Source organism: Companilactobacillus metriopterae, from assembly GCF_002762335.1.
GTDB lineage: Bacteria > Bacillota > Bacilli > Lactobacillales > Lactobacillaceae > Companilactobacillus > Companilactobacillus metriopterae.
The window spans coordinates 155908-174883 of sequence record NZ_CP024610.1; the positions used below are offsets into that span (position 1 = coordinate 155908).

Consider the following 18976-nt stretch of genomic DNA (forward strand, 5'->3'; position numbering starts at 1 on the left):
TCTAGACCTTTCTATAACGTTTCAAACCCTGTATATTTAAGGTTACCAAAACAACTAAGAAAATCAAAAGTATACCTATATCTGGCAAAATTGATACTAGTCCATCGCCTGATAGAACAATACCACTCATAGCATTTCCTGCATAATTTAATGGAATAATATATGAAATATATCTTACCCAACTAGCCATATTGTCCAAGGGAATTAATCCTGAAAAGAATATTTGTGGAACAACAATCAACGGAATAAATTGCATTAGCTGGAATTCCGATCTAGCAAATGTCGACATTAGTAATCCAAATGCCAATGCCACTAGTGCAAATACCAAATTGACTAGCAGTAACAACAAGATATTACCAATAACCTGTACTTGTAATACCAATATTGTGAATAGAACAATCACCAAAGTTTGAAATACCGCTAACATCCCATAACTTAACATATAACCAAATACAATTTCTGATCTTTTAACAGGTGTTGCCAACAAACGGTCCAATGTTCCTGTTGTTCTTTCTTTCAACAATGCCATTCCTGATATCAAAAATACAAAGAAGAATACAAAGAATCCCATCAAAATTGGAATTATTTTGTCAAAAAATGAAGTATTGCCATCACCATAAATATAAGAATTATGGATTTTTACTTGTGAACCGTTACTATTAGCAGGCATATTTGACTGAACAGATTCGGGAAGCATGCTCTTCATCGTGATAATTTGTTCTTGCATTGATTTAATACCAACAGCTGACATGGATGATTTCAAAGTCATTTTTACTGAACTTGTCTTACTAGGATCATTGTTCGCATAAGTTGCATAATACTCGTTATTCTTATATTGAATAATTGAATCCACTTTTTGATCTTTTAAAGCTTTATCAGCTGATTTTTTTGTTGAATATTTTTTTGCAGAAACATGCTTTTGATCGTCCATTTGCTTAACTAATGAACTATTAATGTTAACTGTGGCAATATTAACATCTATTGTCGAATTGCTATTAAACACAACCTTCATCAAACTCAATATTAATATTGGTGCTAAAAACATTAACGCCAAACTTCTTTTATCGCGGAGTAACTCCTTAGTTACACGTTTTGAAATTGCCCAAGCTCTCATTAGTCTTCACCTTCTGCTTTCAAGAATACTTGCTCAATGCTATCTGCATCATATTTCATTTTTAGAACATCTGGCGTATCCATAGCAATGATTTTGCCATCATGTAAAATTGCAACTTCATCTACTAATTCAGCTTCGTCCATCTGATGAGTCGTTACCAAAATTGTTTTCCCTTGATTTTTCATAGCGGTCAATTCTTTCCAGATCTTGATCCTTAGAGCAGGATCAATACCAACAGTCGGCTCATCCAATATTAAAAGATCCTTGTCACCGAGCATTGCTATTGCTAGAGATAATCGACGTTTCATACCACCTGAGTAATCATCGGCTTTGATATTTAGTGATTCAGTTAGATCAACAATTTTTGCAACTTTGGCTATTTGTTTTTGTTGCTCTTGCTTACTAATTTTTAACATCTCAGCGTAAAATTCTAGATTTTCTTGAGCTGTCAATTGTCCATATAGAGCATCACTTTGCGCCATATATCCGATTCTGGAAAGTAGTTGGCGATTAGGCATTGTCTTTCCGAAAACTTTGGCACTACCGGAATCTGCGATTTCCATACCTAAAAGTACTTTGATAATAGTAGATTTACCTGCACCTGAAGGTCCGATTAAACCTATGATTTTACCATTTTGTGGTTGAAAAGTAATATTGTCTAATACTTTTTTGTTACCAAATGTTTTGGATATATTAGTTAATGAAATGATATTTTCCATTTTTCTGCTCCATTTATTTTATGAGTGAGTACTCACTCACCTGATGAATTTAATATACATCGTTGGAAATAAAATAGCAACAACAAAATAAAAAGAACTTACCTAACGGTAAGTTCTTTTTTCTAATTTAGCATATGGAATAATTTCTGAAACTTCAGAATCACGCTTATTTACATTCTTTTCAAACCAGATAACATCTAACCATTTGTTAAATTTATATCCTACTTTTTCAAATGTTCCGATATTTTTAAATCCCAGTTTTTCATGAAATCTAATACTACCTATATTCTCTTCTGTAACACATGCCACTATATTAATGACTTTTTGTTTAGTTAACTCTTCTTCTAACGATCGATAAAGTTTTGTTCCAATACCCTTCCCACTGGCATTTTCAGATAAATATATACTAACTTCCACCGTCCAATTATATGCCGAACGTTCTCCATAATAGTGAGCATACGCATAACCGAGAATACTGCCATTTTTATCTTCATAAACAAGATATGGAAAATTTTCTAGAACATCATTAATACGTTCAGCAAACTCCTCCAGTGTTGGAACATCATATTCAAAAGTTATTGTTGTATTTTCTATATAGGGTGTGTAGATATCTAGTATTTTTTGCGCATCACTGGTTGTAGCTAAACGTATCCCTGCCATAAATTTTCACCTCGTAAATAAAAAAACTATGAGTCAATTATAGACTTATAGTTTTTATTTGTGCTACTTTTCAATTTTTAAAACATCATCTAAGTTCATACGTTTAGATTCAAAATCATTGATTTTACTAGTATCTCGATATCCTAAAGCAATACCCATTACAAGCATCTGATCATCAGGAATATCTATATTTTTACGGACAATATCAGGATATTTAACCAAAGCATATGCTGGAATTGAATCTATTCCCTTGTTGGTGGCAGAAAGCATCAGAGTTTGTCCAAATGCACCTAAGTCATAGATTGACCATGATGATGAATTTTTAGGAACAGTCAGATAGACAATATTAGCAGCGTTGAATAACTTAAACTGAACATCCCCAACCTCATCAGATTCATCGCCAAGAAAATTATTAATATCAGAGTTCCATTGATCAATGTTATGAACAGAATCCTTTGCCCATTGATTATAGTGCATAATAGGCATTTCAGGATTACTGCGAACCTTGTCTTTAGAATATTGAAGATGTTGCTGCTTGATATTTTTTAGAGTGTTACCACCAGCAATGTATACTTTCCAAGGTTGAGTATTCTCCCAAGATGGTGCTAGCAATGCTTGCTCAACAATCTCCCGTAAATCCTTATCAGATATAGGTTGATTGCTAAAACTTCTGACAGATCGGCGGTTGTTTAGTACGTTTAAAAATTCCATGATATTACCTCTGAAATCTAGAAATTATTGGTTATTTAATTTCTAGGATATCACTTATATAACTAATTTTCTTGATAATATCTTGTTTAAATGAATTGAATTATTATATAAACATTTTTTGCAAGAAAGATTTCTTTGCATTCTTTAGATCATCTAGTTTTTGTTCTTCTAAAGCAATTGATTTATCTATTTTTTGGAAAAATTTACCTATTTTTGTTTGTTCTTCTAATTCAGGAAATAACAGACTTGTATCCATAACTTTAGATTTTGAAATATTATACCTAGATATCCCTTGAGCAAGTAATTTTATTTTTTTTCTCACCGAATTTGATCGAAGAACATATCCAATAAAATAATAATCAACTTCTTCATGTAATCTATAACCAAAACAGAAACTGTTTAAATAAACATTAGACATTTTTCCTAACCATACTGATGATAGTCCAACTTCTTCAGGAGTTTCTGAAGATACCGTAAATAGAACATCACCAAAAACAACCTCATTTTGCTTTATGTCTTTCTCGATATTACCAACACCATTAAAATCAGAAAATGTATTTTTGTTTACATTAAGATAAGTTATAAATTTTCCTTTACCATGGCCAAAATCTAGTTTTGTTTTTCCTGTTAAGCCATTATACGTGTCACCAATATCCCCCAACTTAGTCTCAACCCAATCATCTGAAAATTCTGGGTAACGAATCTTCGGAACCTTTTCACCATCGGCAGGAAACATTTTCTGTAAGAATCCTTGTTTAGCCTGCTTCAAGGCGTCTAGTTCCTTTTGATGTAGAGCAATGGTGTCATCTAGCAGTTTGAAAAAATTACCTATTTTTTTTTGCTCTGGTAGGGAAGGGAACATAATATTTATTCCCATAAATGATTCATAGTTTATATTAAGTAATCCGTCCATTCTTGCCCCAGAAGAAACAAGCTTTCTAAGTTCCCTGTCAGGTTTTTTTGTTAAAAATAAATATTCAATAAACAATGAGAAAGAATCATTAGTTGTTCTAAAGCTATGATAAACTCTTGGAACTAAGGCTTCTTCATAAGAGTCCAAAGAAAACACTACTCCATATTTAGCAATTTTAGAATTGCCATGGTTATAAGATAGATCATTTTTCTTTAATAACGTGTAATTTTTTTGTTCATTACCAGCTATATTACTAGAAAAACGATCTATTTGATCCATCCATCCTTGAGATGCAGAAATTGTAAGAGTTGGAAGCTCCATTCTCCCATCATTACCTTTGACCCGTTTTGTCACATCACCCAACTTTTTATCAGCCCACTCATCATCAAATCCATTAAATCTAACTACTGGAACATTACTCATTACTATCACCGCCTAGTGCTTGAATAAAATGTTGTAGATCAGATTTTATCTTAGGATCGTCACTTTTTAGTTCATTCAACATGCTGATTAGTTCTGTTTCATTTTGTTTGATTTGAGTTTGTGTTTCTTTCATTTGAGTAGTTAGTTTATCAAGATCAATCTCTGGTTCCTCTTCAAATGTGTCGACATATCGAGGAATATTCAAGTTGTAATCGTTCTCTTGGATTTCTTCTAAACTTGCTACATGAGCTAACTTGTCAACATCTTTACGATCTTTGTAGGTATTGATAATCAATTCAATATCTTCACTACGAAGAACATTTTGATTCTTTCCCTTTTCAAAGTGTTCACTTGCATCAATGAACATTACATCACGGTTATCTCTTTGGCGTTTCAACACTAGAACGACTGTAGGAATTGAAGTCGAGAAGAATAGTCCTGCAGGTAGTCCGATAACGGCATCGATTTGATTTTTTTCTAATAGTGCCTGACGAATCTTACCTTCTTTTGCTCCACGGAATAGAACTCCGTGGGGTAGGACAATTGCCATCGTTCCTGTAGATTTCAAGTGATATAGACCATGGAGTAGGAACGCAAAATCTGCTTTAGTTCCAGGAGCTAAGCCATAATCTTTGAAACGAGGATCTTTTAATTTATTGTCATTATTATCCCAATGCGCTGAATATGGTGGGTTAGCAACTACTGCATCAAAACTACGTGGATGGTCGATTCCTTGATCATCTGGACCATCTGGCCAATCAGATTCTAGGGTATCACCATTGTTCAATGTCATATTTTGATACTCAACACCATGCATCATCAGATTCATACGTGCCAAGTTGAAAGTAGTAGTGTTCAACTCTTGACCATAGAATTGAACAGCACCTTGAGTATTACCATCTGGTAATTCATCTTGAACTGTCAACAATAGTGAGCCTGATCCCATAGTGGGATCATATACACTGAATGGACGATCAACAGTTGATTCATTAATAGTAACTAATTTTGACAAGACTTGGGATACTTCATGAGGAGTATAGAATTCTCCGGCTTTCTTTCCAGAATTACCGGCAAACTTAGCAATCAGATATTCATAGACATCCCCTAGGATATCCTTACCGTTTTCTCCTAGGTAGTTGAATTCATCTACTGATAAAACAATATTTTTCAAAGCACGGGCACGACTTGTTGTACTATTACCTAGTTTATTATCAGACAAATTCACATCGGCAAAGATATTTGTGAAGTCTCCTGAAGCATTAGTATTGATCTGTGCATTTTTATCGAAGTTATCAAACATATTTTGAAAATCTTCTGGCAAGATTTTGTCACTGTTAACACGATCAATAATTGATGCCCATGTATCATTGGGTGCGATAGCATAACCTAGAGAACTGGCGATATCTTCTAGATAGTCTTCTTCACCATCTTCTGCAGCTGCTCGGATATATGCTTCATTGACAGTTTCATCACCTGATATCTCTACTAAATCTTCATTGATAATATAGTCTTCTTGATGTTCTGACAGATAGCGGTAAAACATGAATCCTAATATATAATTTCTAAATTCACTTGCGTCCATGTTTCCACGCAAATCATTGGCCATTGACCACAGTTGATTTGTTAGGTCCTGTGCGCTCTTTACTTCTTCACTCACTATATTGTTTCCTCTTGTCTTTAATATTTTCTTTTTAGTGTATCGGCAAACTTATTAAATGCTTCTTTAAAACTATTTCTATATTTGATTTTGCTTAGTTCTCTAATTTCTGGATCAGTTGAGTCTTCTTGGTAAAGAACTTGTCCTTCTTTTAGAATCTGGTCACGTTCTCCGGATACGTTTAGATCATCTGCACCAACAACATGATTTTCTAGTATTTCATTTATCAGATGAACATTCTTTATATCAACTAGCCCCCATTTACGTTTGAATTCTAAGATAGATTTTCTCATGGTATCAGTGGCGTAATTATCCAATAAATCAGGGATTTCTGTAGAATTAACTGGATATTTTTCAAATTCGACTTCTTTGTTATAGATATCTTCAGCGTAATCACTAACTTGCTTAGCATACTTAGAATCTTCCAGTTGATCAGCAAATTTAACAATCTTATCTCTAGTTTTTTCTGCTTCTGAGTTGTCGCCATCTTTAACTTGATTAGCTAATTCTGCAATAAGAATATTCAAATAATCATAGTTAACTTTGACGTCTTTCACATGTTCCATAGTCAAGGTTAGATCGGATAGATCGACATCGTGATTTTCTGCGACTACCTTTTTCAACTCTTCAGCGAAGACACCCGTTACTTTGGCTTCGTCGTCTTCTGTCATTCCTAGTGATTCTAGCAATTTTTCTGGGTGTTCTTCATCATAGTTTTCATCTTGTTTGATTTTGGCCATGATACGATTGTATTTCTCTAAGTTATCATAAGTAGTCTCTTGTAAAGTTTCACTTGGTGGAACCATGACAAAATTGGATGTTGCTTCTGAAATATCCGCTACTACTTCTTTTAGTTCATCGACCAACTCTGTATATGAACTTTCGAGAACACCTTTTTCAGGATCATTTTTCAGATCACCTACAACTAATTGATAATTTGCAGATTCACGATTTGCATACAATTGAAGTGCTTCATCCATTAATTTTTCTGAATTATGTGGCCAACGATAATTTACAATATGTCCAAATGGTTTCTCCTGCATATTTTGAACACGGTTGGTTCTTGAATACGCTTGAATTAATCCAGCACCTTTCAGAGTACGGTCAACGTACAATGTGTTTAGTTGTGGAGCATTGAACCCTGTTAGTAATCGATCCACTACGATAACCAAATCAAGGTAATTGCCATCTACTGCTTTCTTGTTTAGTCTAGTTGCTAAATCTTCGTTGTATTCTTTATCTTGAGTAGCATCGAAGTTTGTACCAAATTCCTCATTATACTCTTGCATAGCACGATCTAGATTTTCATTTGTCTCTAATTGTGAATCACTATTGTCCGTTTTTCTACTGAAAGTAACTCCGACTTTAAGTGGTTTCTCTAAAGTTTTGTTTTGGCGCTTGAATTCATCGTAGTACATCATTGCCATTGGTGTAGAGGCTTTACCTCCACCAACTTTAGTTGTCAAAATGGCGTTATATTTGTATGAATTTGATCTTTTATTCCAATTTCGAATAATTTCTGAGACCACTTCTTTTACATGATCTTCATTCATATCATAAACACTAGGTGTAACTTGATCATCCATATCAGCTGCAGTCATATTGTTGATCTTATGGTCAATTTGTTCTGCAGTCCACTCTGGATGTTGATACTTAAAGTACCTTGGTAGGTAATTTTCTTTAAGAGACTGATCAGATAATGTTGTCTCAAAATCAACTTTGAATCCTAGGACATTTTTATCTGCGATAGCATCCCTGATGGTATAAGCGTGTAATAAATCACCGAATAACTCTTGAGTTGTAGGTCCTTCTTTAGGATCAAATGCTGGAGTTCCTGTGTATCCGACAAAAGCTGATCTCTTAATAGAATCTTTGATTCGTAACATCATGTCTCCAGAAGTAGATCTATGAGCCTCATCTACTATGAATACAATATTTTTATCTAGGTTCTTTAATTTATTACTTTCAGCCAACCCACCCATTTTTTGAGTAGATGTAACGATAATTCCTGATCCATCAGATAATAATTTTTTTTCAAGCTCTGACTTATTAGCAGTATCATCTACGACACCATTTTTATTCAAGTCATCACTATCCGGATCATACGCTTGATATTCTTCAACTGTCTGATTTGTCAAAGCAACTCGATCCACCAAAAAGACAACTTTATCTACATTAGGCAATCTTGATGCCAACCATGCAGCTTTGAAAGAACTGATTGTTTTTCCTGAACCTGTGGTATGCCAAACATATCCTAATTCTTTAGGGTCTTCTCCAAAATGATGATTACTAATTCTTTCAATAACACGACGAGTAGCGTAGACCTGGTATGATCTCATAGACATGATCATTTGACGGTTTTTTGTTCCATTTAAAATCATATAGCTAGTAGCCATTTGATGCGCCATTGGAATAGATAAGAACTTGTTAGCGAATTCTTTCCAGTCTAATATTGGGGCGTTAGTTTTTTCATCTTGCCATCTAAATGCAAAATCAGTATTAAACATATCTGATGATGTATTTGCCATATATCTTGCGTCATGCGGCGTCATGGCTACTAAGATTTGCAACGTTGAAAAAATATCAGAGTATTGTTTTTCTGCAATGTATTGATGCATCTGATTCAATGCTTCTTTAGCATCATGACCGTCAGCTTTTTCTTCTATTTGTATAATTGGAAGTCCGTTAATCAATAAAGTTATGTCAAATCGACGTGATTTTTTACCTGCGACAATAGGATCACGTTCTATTTGTTTTACTATTTGATATGTAGTATTTCCTGCGCCAACTTGTGCTTGATCAAATACAGTTAAAAAGACATGTCTACCATCATCTAAATCAACTTCAACTTGAGAAGTACCATTTAGTCCATACAAAAATTGACCAGCTTTGAACGATGTGGATAAATTGCTGATCTCACTTTTAACTTGATTAAATTCACTCACAGACAAAGGCTTTTTTAATTTATCTGGATTATTGTTTTCCAAAATTGTTTTGAAATTTACCCATAATTGATCGGTATTTTTTATATCTGGCATTTCTTGCCACTGCTTTGTCCCACCAATTTTTGTTAGATATTCTACAATTTTATTCTCGAATTCTAATTCTCTCTTCTCAACTGCCATTATTTTCCCCATTTTACTTAAACTAATTTTCTTAATTTTATTATATCAAGAGTTTTTACTTCATTCGATGATTATAGCGAATTCATTAACAAGTAATTCAATGTTAATATATTAATTAGTGGGGAAATATAATTATGAAAAAATCTTCTAACAATTTTATAGCTAGAGCATGGTATTTTTTGAAATAGCCATTGCAATAACTATAATTACAGCACTCGCTATCTATTTAATTCATCCGGATCTACACTCAGTTGTAAAAAGTGCTAGTGATGCAATACCTAATGAGATTGAAAATAAAAGCGGATTTACTTTATTTATTCAATACATATTGAATAACGGATTTAAAGTTCCTCTGCAAATGTTTATTCTTGCACTTATTCCGGTACCTTTTCTTTATTTGATAAACATATTTTATACTTCTATATTACCTGGATTATTATATGGCGTTGCTTATACTCTAGATTTTCAAAAAGGATTTGCAATTACTATTGGATCAATACCACACTTATTCGCAGAGGTATTTGCCTTATGTTTATTTGCATCTGCAATATACCCAATTAACCTATGGATTCGAAATAAAATTTTTCACAGAGAAAATAATTCTACATTCTGGTTTGAAATCAAATTATTCCTGAAAAGATATATCTTGTATGTCTTACCATTGATTATATTAGCTGCTTTCTTAGAAACTTATGTTGCTGATTGGATTACTAATTTAATGATATAAAAAAGCTAACCCTATGGGTTAGCTTTTTTGTAGTATTCATTTTAAAAATTACATATTATTTTAATTCCTAGGATGTCACTTATATAACTAATTTTCTTGATAATATCTTGTTTAGAGAAATTTGCGTATAAATAAACACCATCTGATATTTCTTTTGTTAATTTATATCCTGACTTAGATATACTTTCTTTTGTTCCTAAAATATTAATTGTAGTTGGTTTATCAGACACTATCAGCTTACTTAATTGATCTTTGTAAGATGAATTATAGTAATTCGTAACCATTTTTACAAAAACGGACCTCATTGATGAATCTGAAAACTCGTTTCCCTGATTATCTTTAATCACATAACAATTTATTTGATCTGTGTTTTCATCAACGATTTGATTTTCGTTTTCGAATAAATCAATATTCACTACGTCCAATAGTATCTCTTGAACTATTGACCACAAATTATCCGCTTGTGCTTTAGATAATTTATCAATGTAACTTTGATTTCCTTGTGTTGAATTATCAATATCAAATGTTGTTTGTTGAAATAAATCTATCAATTTTTTCTCTAAATAATCAGTTTGAGATTTAACTAGATGACTATCTTCTCTGCCGAAGAAAATCACGTTAGTCCACCAATCTTTATTCTTATGATGTTGGTTTAATCTTGAAATAACACTCGTCGCAGCCTGACCAATGTATCTACGGTTATCTCCAATTAAAATATAAATACCTGGTAAATTAGCTTCATCTAATGAATTTAAAGAATTTATATCTTCACGATTTGCCATAACGACTTCTGCTGGTTCTTGATGATAGACATAGATATTATCATTTTTTCCGTCAGCTGTAACAAAAATATTTTCACCCATATTGCCTCCAAATTTTTAAATATCTCACTACTATTAATTACGCAAAAAAAAGCTAACCCAGGGGAAGGTTAGCTTTTTGTATTTTATATATCTTGTATATTTTTATCGAGAGTTTTACGGGGGTTTAATATTATAGGGGGGAATATTAAGTATTAAAAGTCATCTCTCATCTGACTATGGTTATATATTAACTTTAATATTTGAATTAATAACTAATAAAATGTGAAGATTCTGTTAACTTACATAATTAATTGATTTTGTTTGACTTATAGTATGGTTTAAGTTGTAAAATTACTTTGTATTACATTTATTATTAAATAATATGACTAATAGGAGATATTGAAAATATGAAAAGTGCTATTTTTGAAAAAGTCGGAGATATTCAAATAGAAGATATTGATATGCCAAAAATTCAAGCACCTGATGACGTAATTATTCGCGTTGTTCGTACTTGTGTCTGTGGTTCAGATTTATGGGCTTATCGTGGTCTAACTGAAAAACCAGAACATTCTGAAAATGGTGGTCACGAGGCTATTGGTGTCATTGAAGAAGTAGGTTCTGATATTTCTACTTTTATCCCTGGTGATTTCATTATCGCTCCATTTACTCATGGATGTGGTCACTGTGCTGCATGTCTTGCAGGTTTTGAAGGAGATTGTCAAAACCATACTGATAACTTCAGTTCAGGTATCCAATCTGAATACATCCGTTATCAACATGCTAACTGGTCTCTTATCAAGATTCCTGGTAAACCAGAAGACTACAGTGATGATATGATCAAATCACTATTAGCTCTTTCAGACGTTATGCCTACAGGTTACCACGCTGCTCGAGTAGCTAATGTTTCAGCTGGTGATACAGCTGTTGTCGTTGGTGATGGTGCTGTTGGTCTATGTGGTGTTATCGCTGCTAAAATGCGTGGAGCAAAACGTATTATTGCTATGAGTCGTCACGAAGACAGACAAAAACTTGCTCTAGAATTTGGTGCTACTGATATCATCGCTGAACGTGGTGACGAAGCTATTGCCAAAATCATGGAACTTACTGATGGCGCAGGTGCTGACGCAGTTCTTGAATGTGTTGGTACAGAATTATCAACTGAAACAGCCCTAAAAGCTGCTCGTCCTGGTGCTACTATTGGTCGTGTTGGTCTACCTCAAAATCCTAATATGGATATGACTTCAACATTCTACAATAACAACATTATCGGAGGTGGCCCTGCATCTGTTACAACATATGTTAAAGGCGGACTTCTAGATGCTGTTCTAAGTGGAGAAATCAACCCTGGTAAAGTATTTACAAAGAGTTTCTCTCTTGATGAAATTGAAGATGCATATGAAGCAATGGACAAACGTGAAGCAATCAAATCACTAATTGTTATGTAATAAATAAAAAGCTAAGACAAATTGTAATTGTCTTAGCTTTTTTATTTATATTATTATCCTTTTTTAAGGAAATTATTATATTTAAATTGCTTCTTCAATAGATTTATTTACAGAATCTTTTTCATTTTCGATCAAGTTGACTCGTGTTTCAATAACACTAATATCCATTGTGATTTCACGAGTTAATCCAGATTGGTTAAGTTTTGGTTCAAAGAATTCTTTGAACTCTGACAATCTTTGATTAGTTCTAAACACTCGGCTAATAACTAGGATAAATGTCGTGAATTCCATATCTCCACCAACAGTATCTTCTAGCCATTGCCATTCGTTGCGAATCCAATCCCATGCTAATTGCTCACCTTTAGAATTATTCAATACGCCATAGAACCAAGCACGCAAATCTTGAGGCTTAATAACACTAGCATCTTCAAATTTTTCGATCAATTTTGTCAATAATTTCTCATCAGTAGCACTTGTAAGTGCAGAAGTAATTGCATTCTTATAACTAGGGTCTGAAGTTTGAACATATTCGTTTAGAAGATTTTCAAATAATGTTTCATCCCCATAATTTCTAACTTCATTTGCCAAAATCAATGTACGTGTATCTGCTGGTAAGGCAGCTAGATTAGATTTATTTTGTTTAAATAAATCATGCGCTTTAGAAATCATTTCGGGATTTTTAGAATATAATGCGGCTGATAATACAATTGGTCGAGTTAATTGATTATCATTTGATTCTCCGGCTTGCTTTTCCCAACCTAATTTAGCAACTTGTTTTTCACTTAATTTACCATAGAGTTTACGTAAATTTTGTTCTTCATTTGAATCTGGTTGAACAAATTTCTTCAAATTACCTACGACTGTGTATAGAGCGTCATTAACAATCGTTTCATCATTATCTGAGAATTGATTCAACAAAGGAACTACTGAACTATAAGAAATTTGACGGCTTTCTGCCAATAGTCTCAAGTCTTGAAGTATTTGTAATTTTGAAATTGCATCCAAATTATCAACATCATTCAAAATATCATCTAATAATTCTTGATCATAATTTACTATAAAGTGTGAATTATTTTCCATATTTAATCGGAAAGATTTGGCATTTTTTGTACGTAGATCAGCATAATTTCCCAAATTAATTGAATTTTCAGTCATTAGTTTTGGAGCTTGATCATAATTAGCATTCAAAGGAATTTGCCAATATCTATCCTTGTCAACGCCGTCACCAATAAAGAATTGCTTTTGATTTAGAACCAAATCTCCATTTTCAATCTTAGCAGTAACTACTGGATATCCTGGCTGTTCCAACCAAGAATTCATAATTGCACCTAAGTCTAGCCCAGATGCTTTACCTAAAGCATCCCAAAGGTCTGCACCTCTGGCATTGCTATACTTGTGTTCAGCAAAATAATTCTTCAGTCCTGCTCGTAAGGCATCATCACCTATCAAAGCACGAACCATAACTAGCATACGAGCACCTTTAGCGTAAACAATAGCTCCATCAAATAGAGAATCGATTTCAGCTGGATCATTTACTTGAACATGAACAGATTGCACCCCATCAGTTGCATCACGCTGCAATGCTGCTGGAGCATCTGAAGTTTGGAATAATTCCCAAATATGCCAATCTGGTTGTATGGCATCGATAGCTACATATTCCATCATATTGGCGAAACTTTCATTTAACCATAAATCATCCCACCACTTCATAGTTACCAAATCACCAAACCATTGATGTGCCAACTCATGGGCGATAACAGTAGCAACTAATTGTTTTACATTGAGTGCGGTATTTTCAGGATCTAACAATAAATATGCTTCACGATAAGTAATCAGACCCCAGTTCTCCATTGCTCCTGCTGAAAAATCAGGCAAAGCTAATTGCCATGAATGTGGCAATGGATAAGGAGTTTCATAGAATTCTTCAAAAAATTCAATAGATCGTTGAGCAATGTCTAGTGCAAAATCTAGTTCATTGCTAGCATGTGCTTTAGTTCCAAACACTCCAACTTGAACACCACTTTTAGTAGTTGTCATCTTACTTTGTAGTTCACCAAATGCAAAGGCAATTAGATATGTGGACATGCGAACTGTAGTATCAAAATAGTGAACTCCACCTTCATTACGAACCTCAGGCATATTACTCAAAATTGTTTCGCCATCATGTTCATCAAACTTGATAGCTAAGTCAAAAGTGGCTTTTGCTTCAGGTTCATCAACACTTGGGAAAGCTTGGCGTGCAAAAGTAGTTTCAAATTGTGTTCCAATTATTTGTTTCTTAACGCCATCAACTTCATAGTATGAAGGATAAATTCCCATCATAGTATCAGTAAGTTTAGCATTATATTTGATTTCTAATGTTACTTCACCAATATCTGAAAGTTCAATATTGATAGCTTCATTCTTGTCGTCCACTTCAAATGGAAGATTTGTACCATTTGAAATCACTGATTCGATAGTTAAATATTTTTGATGAATAGAAATATTCTTCTCTTTGGCATCACCTGTAATTGTTGATGTACCTTGGATTTGTTTCTTCTCACGATTGATATCAATAAAGATATCATAGTGAGTTGGTTCGAATAATTGATAAAAATGATTCAATTCTGCCATAAATTCTCTCCTTAAAGTTCAATAATTGTTTTTATTATACGACAGTGCACAAAAAAAGAGTTAGCTAAGCCAACTCTTTTTCAACTTTTTGGGGGAAAGTTATTTATTTATGAGGGGATTAATATTTAAGGGGGGAATATTATTGAAAAAATCTATTAGCCATATCTTTATCTGACTATGGTTATATAGTAACCTGAAATTTTGAAGATATATCTATACAAATAAGAAATAAATTAGAATAGTTGTGAATATTCTGTTACTTTGTCAGTTCAAAACTCATATCAATGAGCGGAGTAATCTTGTCTAAACTGACCGTACTATCCAAAACAATAGTAATCCAATAATCTTTATTCATATGATAACCCGGGTAAAATCCCTCATCTTTTCGTAATGACCCTAATATTTCTGGATCAACTTTGACATCAAGAATATCTAGCTTTTCATTACTATCCAAGCCTATTTTGTCAGCTGAAATGGTCATAATTAACGCAAACCATTTGCCATGATCTGAATGACGAAAAACTCCGTCTTCAGGAAACTTCTTAAAAGGAAAAGTGATTTCTTCACCGTATTCAGTTTTTATATACTCTAAAACTTGATCTTTGATTTTCATAATACTGCCTTTGACTAATTAACCTATGAATGTTTTTCAACTTTCAAAATATCTTCTAGTTCCTTCATTTTAAAATCATATATTTTTGAGAGTATAAGACATAGTCTTATATCAACTTTTTTAACTTGGTCTCTTTCTATTTGATTCAATCCAGTTGTAGAACTTTGATAATCATATTTTGACAACTCATCAACGACATCTTGTAAACTCATATCAGCAAAAAAACGCTTAGATTTTAAGAAAAAACCCAGTGTATCTTTATCTTTTTGATTCATTATTTTCCTTTCAATAATAATTAGCAATACAACTTGACATCAATGAATTTATTTGTGATAATGTGGTTGTCCTTTATTAAGGAAATATTCCTTTTATAGAACAAATATAATTTCGGGGGTAACTAGATATGATTACACTTTTCAACTATTTAGGTTTATGTGTTCTATCAGCAATTAATGACGAATTCTTTGATGGTACTCGTTAATATCAAGTTAGATATTGAAAATTATCTTTAATGTATTTTTAGACAACTTACATTATATCAAAAATAGTATATGTAATGGATTTCATAATACATTATCATATACTTTTTTATAGTTAACTCTCAAATTATTTGAGAGTTTTTTTAATTTATAAAAACAAATTTTATTTATAACGATTTCTATTTAAAAATTAAATATATTTTTATATTATCTATTGTATTAATTCAAATTATATATTACTATTTAACCATAAATTAATTCAAATTATATATTACTATTTAACCATAAATTAATTCAAAGGAGCTATATAATGATTACACTATTTAACTATGTTCTTGCTTGTACAGCATCAGCAGTTTACGACGAATTCTTCGACGTAACAAAATAATAAAAAAAATACATCGTAATGATGTCTTTTTTTATTTGTCCTATAAAATAGATCCACTAGATTTTATAGCTTCTTTATACCAATTAAATGAATCTTTATAACTAACAACTAAGAACTTCACCCACTATTAACTTTTGATTAATTAAGTCTATAATGATAGTTAAATAACAAAAGGAGTATTCTTTTATGAGTAAAAAAATTCAAGGTTCATGTACAACAATTTTGGTTGGTAAAGATGCTTCAATTGATGGCTCTACAATTATTTCAAGGAATGATGATGGCCATGAAGCACTTGATCCTCAACGTTTTATCGTTGTTCAACCTGAAGATCAACCTAGAAAATATCAATCAGTAATCAGCAAAGTTCAAGTTGACCTTCCTGATAATCCTATGCGTTATACCTCAATTCCTAACTCTATTTTGACAAATGGTATCTGGCCTGCTGCTGGTATCAATAGTGAAAATGTTGCTATGTCAGCTACTGAAACAATCACTACAAATTCTAGAGTATTAGGATTTGATCCATTAGTAGATGGTGGAATTGGTGAAGAAGATCTTGTTACACTGGTTCTTCCTTATATCCATAGTGCGAAAGAAGGAGTAGAAAGACTTGGATCCCTTTTAGAAGAATTTGGAACATACGAAACAAATGGAATTGCCTTTTCTGATCATAATGAAGTTTGGTGGCTAGAAACAATTGGTGGACATCACTGGGCTGCGGTTCGTATTCCTGATGATGCCTATGTTGTTGCACCAAATCGTATGAATATTGATGACTTTGATTTTGATTCAGCGGATACACTTTGCTCAAGTGATTTGAAAGATGTTATCGCAAAATATAATTTAAATCCTGATTTTGAAGGATACAATTTACGTCATATCTTTGGTAGTGCAACTATAAAAGATACTGTCTATAACAATCCTCGTGCCTGGTATGGTCAGAGTTACTTCAACCCTGATTTGATTCAAGATATCGATGACCAAGATCTTCCATTTATCTGCTTTGCAAATCGTAAGATCTCTATTGAAGATGTAAAATACGTGCTAAGCTCTCATTTTGAAAATACAGAATATGATCCTTATGGAAATGGTACTGAAGATGAAAAACAACTACTTCGTCCAATCGGAATAAACCGTAACCACAACGTCCACATTCTTCAAATCAGAAATAATGTTCCTGCAGATATTTCTGGAATTCACTGGTTAGCTTATGGTGCTAACACTTTCAACACTGTTGTTCCTTTCTACAGCAACGTTAATGACACTCCAGAAAGTTACAAAGATGCCAATGGAACTTTCAACATGAATAACATGTATTGGTTGAGTTGTACTACTGCACTCCTTGGAGATACAGATTACGATTTGTATGTTGATTTACGTGATACCATCGAACTAGAAGCAATGGGTGCTTATCGTAAAATTCAAAATGATACCGATGCAGAATTTTCTTCGAGTTCAGATGTTAAAAAATATCTACAAAATGCCAATGAAAAATTAGCTAATGAATCATTTACTAGACAAACAAAATTACTTGGTGACATGGTTATTCTAGGTTCAGAACATATGAAATTAAGATATAATCTTAACGACTAAAAGCATCCCTTGCGGATGCTTTTTTTAATAGACACATTTAGTAATTCGGAGTAAAATGGATTAACTTTATTAAAGGAAGTACGAAATGAAAAGAAACATTTTACTTATAGTAGTACTAATAGCAGTTGGTGGTTTTTTTGCCATCAATGACAGCAACCTAACTACAGAAGCTGACAGATCAGCATTAGTTAGTACTTTAAATCAGTCCAAAAATGATATATCCAATTTATTCGGTTCATTATCATCTAGATTATTTGCTATAGAAACTGGTGAAACAGCACAGAGTGAAAAAGCTGCCGCAAAAAAAGTGTACCCAAATCAAACACCGATTTTTTCGATATTTAAAGAATACACTCCGGAAAATACTTATTATTATCACTTTACTAGTAAAACTCCAACTGTTGCCAGACAAGCATTCAACGATGCAATTTCCACATATAATAATACCGGACTAGTAAAACTAGTCGAAGGAGATGGCAGTGATGATGTAAATACCATTACATTTTCTATCTATCACGATAATCAAGGTTATACTGATGGACAGACTATCGAATTAGGTAAAGGTGGTCCACAACTTACATATAGTCCTAGTGATGCCTCTAAAAAAGCAATTAACCATGCAACGGCAAGTATCAATATGTCTTATTCTGAATCTATAGCCGATTCAGTTACTGTTCACGAGCTAGGTCATGCTTTAGGACTAGAACATAGCAAAGACCCAAGTTCTGTGATGTACCCTAGCAATCAAGGCGTTAGCAAATTATCTGAAAGTGATCTGAATGCTTTGAGATCTATTTACTATAAAAATTAACTTTTTTCTAATTTTTATGGATTTATATTAAAAAACTATTTGCAAATTAAAAATTAAATGCTATGATATGTTCACAAAATAAAATAACAACAAGAAAGACAAGTAGATATGTTAAGACTGACAGTGAAATGAGAATTAGTGAGAACTCATTCAGATACTTAATATTTTGAAAAACACTTTCT

15 protein-coding genes and 1 other annotated feature (1 of these 16 cut by a window edge) are annotated in these 18976 nt (G+C 32.8%); of the genes, 4 read left to right on the forward strand and 11 right to left on the reverse strand.

Going from position 1 to position 18976, the window contains the following annotated elements; all coding sequences use genetic code 11:
• Nucleotide 1: 1 nt before the first annotated feature.
• From CS873_RS00815 to CS873_RS00845, 7 genes are all read right to left on the reverse strand, one after another.
• Entirely contained in the window at nucleotides 2–1114 is a 1113-nt protein-coding gene (locus CS873_RS00815) for an ABC transporter permease (RefSeq protein WP_099973997.1), read from the reverse strand.
• Nucleotides 1114–1833 (reverse strand): ABC transporter ATP-binding protein, encoded by a 720-nt coding sequence (locus CS873_RS00820; protein WP_099973998.1) that lies wholly within the window; start codon nucleotides 1831–1833, stop codon nucleotides 1114–1116. The genes CS873_RS00815 and CS873_RS00820 overlap by 1 nt, the downstream gene beginning before the upstream one ends.
• 102 nt (nucleotides 1834–1935) lie before the next feature.
• A complete protein-coding gene (locus CS873_RS00825; RefSeq protein WP_099973999.1) occupies nucleotides 1936–2493 on the reverse strand; it encodes a GNAT family N-acetyltransferase in 558 nt (185 codons plus the stop codon).
• Between the two features lie 63 nt (nucleotides 2494–2556).
• Nucleotides 2557–3204, reverse strand: a complete 648-nt coding sequence (locus CS873_RS00830; RefSeq protein ID WP_099974000.1) for a nitroreductase — start codon at nucleotides 3202–3204, stop codon at nucleotides 2557–2559.
• Between the two features lie 103 nt (nucleotides 3205–3307).
• Nucleotides 3308–4540 (reverse strand): restriction endonuclease subunit S, encoded by a 1233-nt coding sequence (locus tag CS873_RS00835; protein ID WP_099974001.1) that lies wholly within the window; start codon nucleotides 4538–4540, stop codon nucleotides 3308–3310.
• Complete coding sequence (locus tag CS873_RS00840; RefSeq protein ID WP_099974002.1) at nucleotides 4533–6197, reverse strand: type I restriction-modification system subunit M; 1665 nt, start codon at nucleotides 6195–6197, stop codon at nucleotides 4533–4535. Before CS873_RS00840 ends, CS873_RS00835 begins: the two co-directional genes overlap by 8 nt.
• A 20-nt stretch (nucleotides 6198–6217) precedes the next feature.
• The gene (locus CS873_RS00845) at nucleotides 6218–9322 is read right to left on the reverse strand and encodes a type I restriction endonuclease subunit R (RefSeq protein WP_099974003.1); all 3105 of its coding nucleotides are present in this window, start codon (nucleotides 9320–9322) and stop codon (nucleotides 6218–6220) included.
• Between the two features lie 169 nt (nucleotides 9323–9491).
• On the opposite strand from CS873_RS00845, the gene CS873_RS00850 reads away from it, so the two are divergent.
• The gene (locus CS873_RS00850; RefSeq protein ID WP_099974004.1) at nucleotides 9492–10049 is read left to right on the forward strand and encodes a stage II sporulation protein M; all 558 of its coding nucleotides are present in this window, start codon (nucleotides 9492–9494) and stop codon (nucleotides 10047–10049) included.
• A gap of 41 nt (nucleotides 10050–10090) precedes the next feature.
• On the opposite strand, the gene CS873_RS00855 is transcribed toward CS873_RS00850, so the two are convergent.
• Nucleotides 10091–10912 (reverse strand): GIY-YIG nuclease family protein, encoded by an 822-nt coding sequence (locus tag CS873_RS00855; protein ID WP_099974005.1) that lies wholly within the window; start codon nucleotides 10910–10912, stop codon nucleotides 10091–10093.
• A gap of 347 nt (nucleotides 10913–11259) precedes the next feature.
• Between CS873_RS00855 and CS873_RS00860 the strand changes: the two genes are divergently transcribed.
• Complete coding sequence (locus CS873_RS00860; protein WP_099974006.1) at nucleotides 11260–12297, forward strand: zinc-dependent alcohol dehydrogenase family protein; 1038 nt, start codon at nucleotides 11260–11262, stop codon at nucleotides 12295–12297.
• Nucleotides 12298–12378: 81 nt separating this feature from the next.
• On the opposite strand, the gene CS873_RS00865 is transcribed toward CS873_RS00860, so the two are convergent.
• The 3 genes from CS873_RS00865 to CS873_RS00875 form a co-directional block, all read right to left on the reverse strand.
• Nucleotides 12379–14910 carry a M1 family metallopeptidase gene (locus CS873_RS00865; protein ID WP_099974007.1) on the reverse strand — a complete coding sequence of 844 codons (2532 nt, stop codon included), beginning with the start codon at nucleotides 14908–14910 and terminating at the stop codon, nucleotides 12379–12381.
• A 256-nt stretch (nucleotides 14911–15166) separates the two neighbouring features.
• Nucleotides 15167–15523 carry an MmcQ/YjbR family DNA-binding protein gene (locus CS873_RS00870; protein ID WP_099974008.1) on the reverse strand — a complete coding sequence of 119 codons (357 nt, stop codon included), beginning with the start codon at nucleotides 15521–15523 and terminating at the stop codon, nucleotides 15167–15169.
• Between the two features lie 23 nt (nucleotides 15524–15546).
• On the reverse strand, nucleotides 15547–15798 hold the full coding sequence (locus CS873_RS00875) for a hypothetical protein (RefSeq protein ID WP_099974009.1): 252 nt from the start codon (nucleotides 15796–15798) through the stop codon (nucleotides 15547–15549).
• Between the two features lie 778 nt (nucleotides 15799–16576).
• Here CS873_RS00875 and CS873_RS00880 point away from each other — a divergent pair.
• The gene (locus CS873_RS00880) at nucleotides 16577–17983 is read left to right on the forward strand and encodes a C69 family dipeptidase (RefSeq protein WP_099974010.1); all 1407 of its coding nucleotides are present in this window, start codon (nucleotides 16577–16579) and stop codon (nucleotides 17981–17983) included.
• 85 nt (nucleotides 17984–18068) lie between these two features.
• A complete protein-coding gene (locus CS873_RS00885; protein ID WP_099974011.1) occupies nucleotides 18069–18794 on the forward strand; it encodes a matrixin family metalloprotease in 726 nt (241 codons plus the stop codon).
• A gap of 80 nt (nucleotides 18795–18874) precedes the next feature.
• Nucleotides 18875–18976, forward strand: a binding site (T-box leader) (it continues 147 nt past the right edge of the window).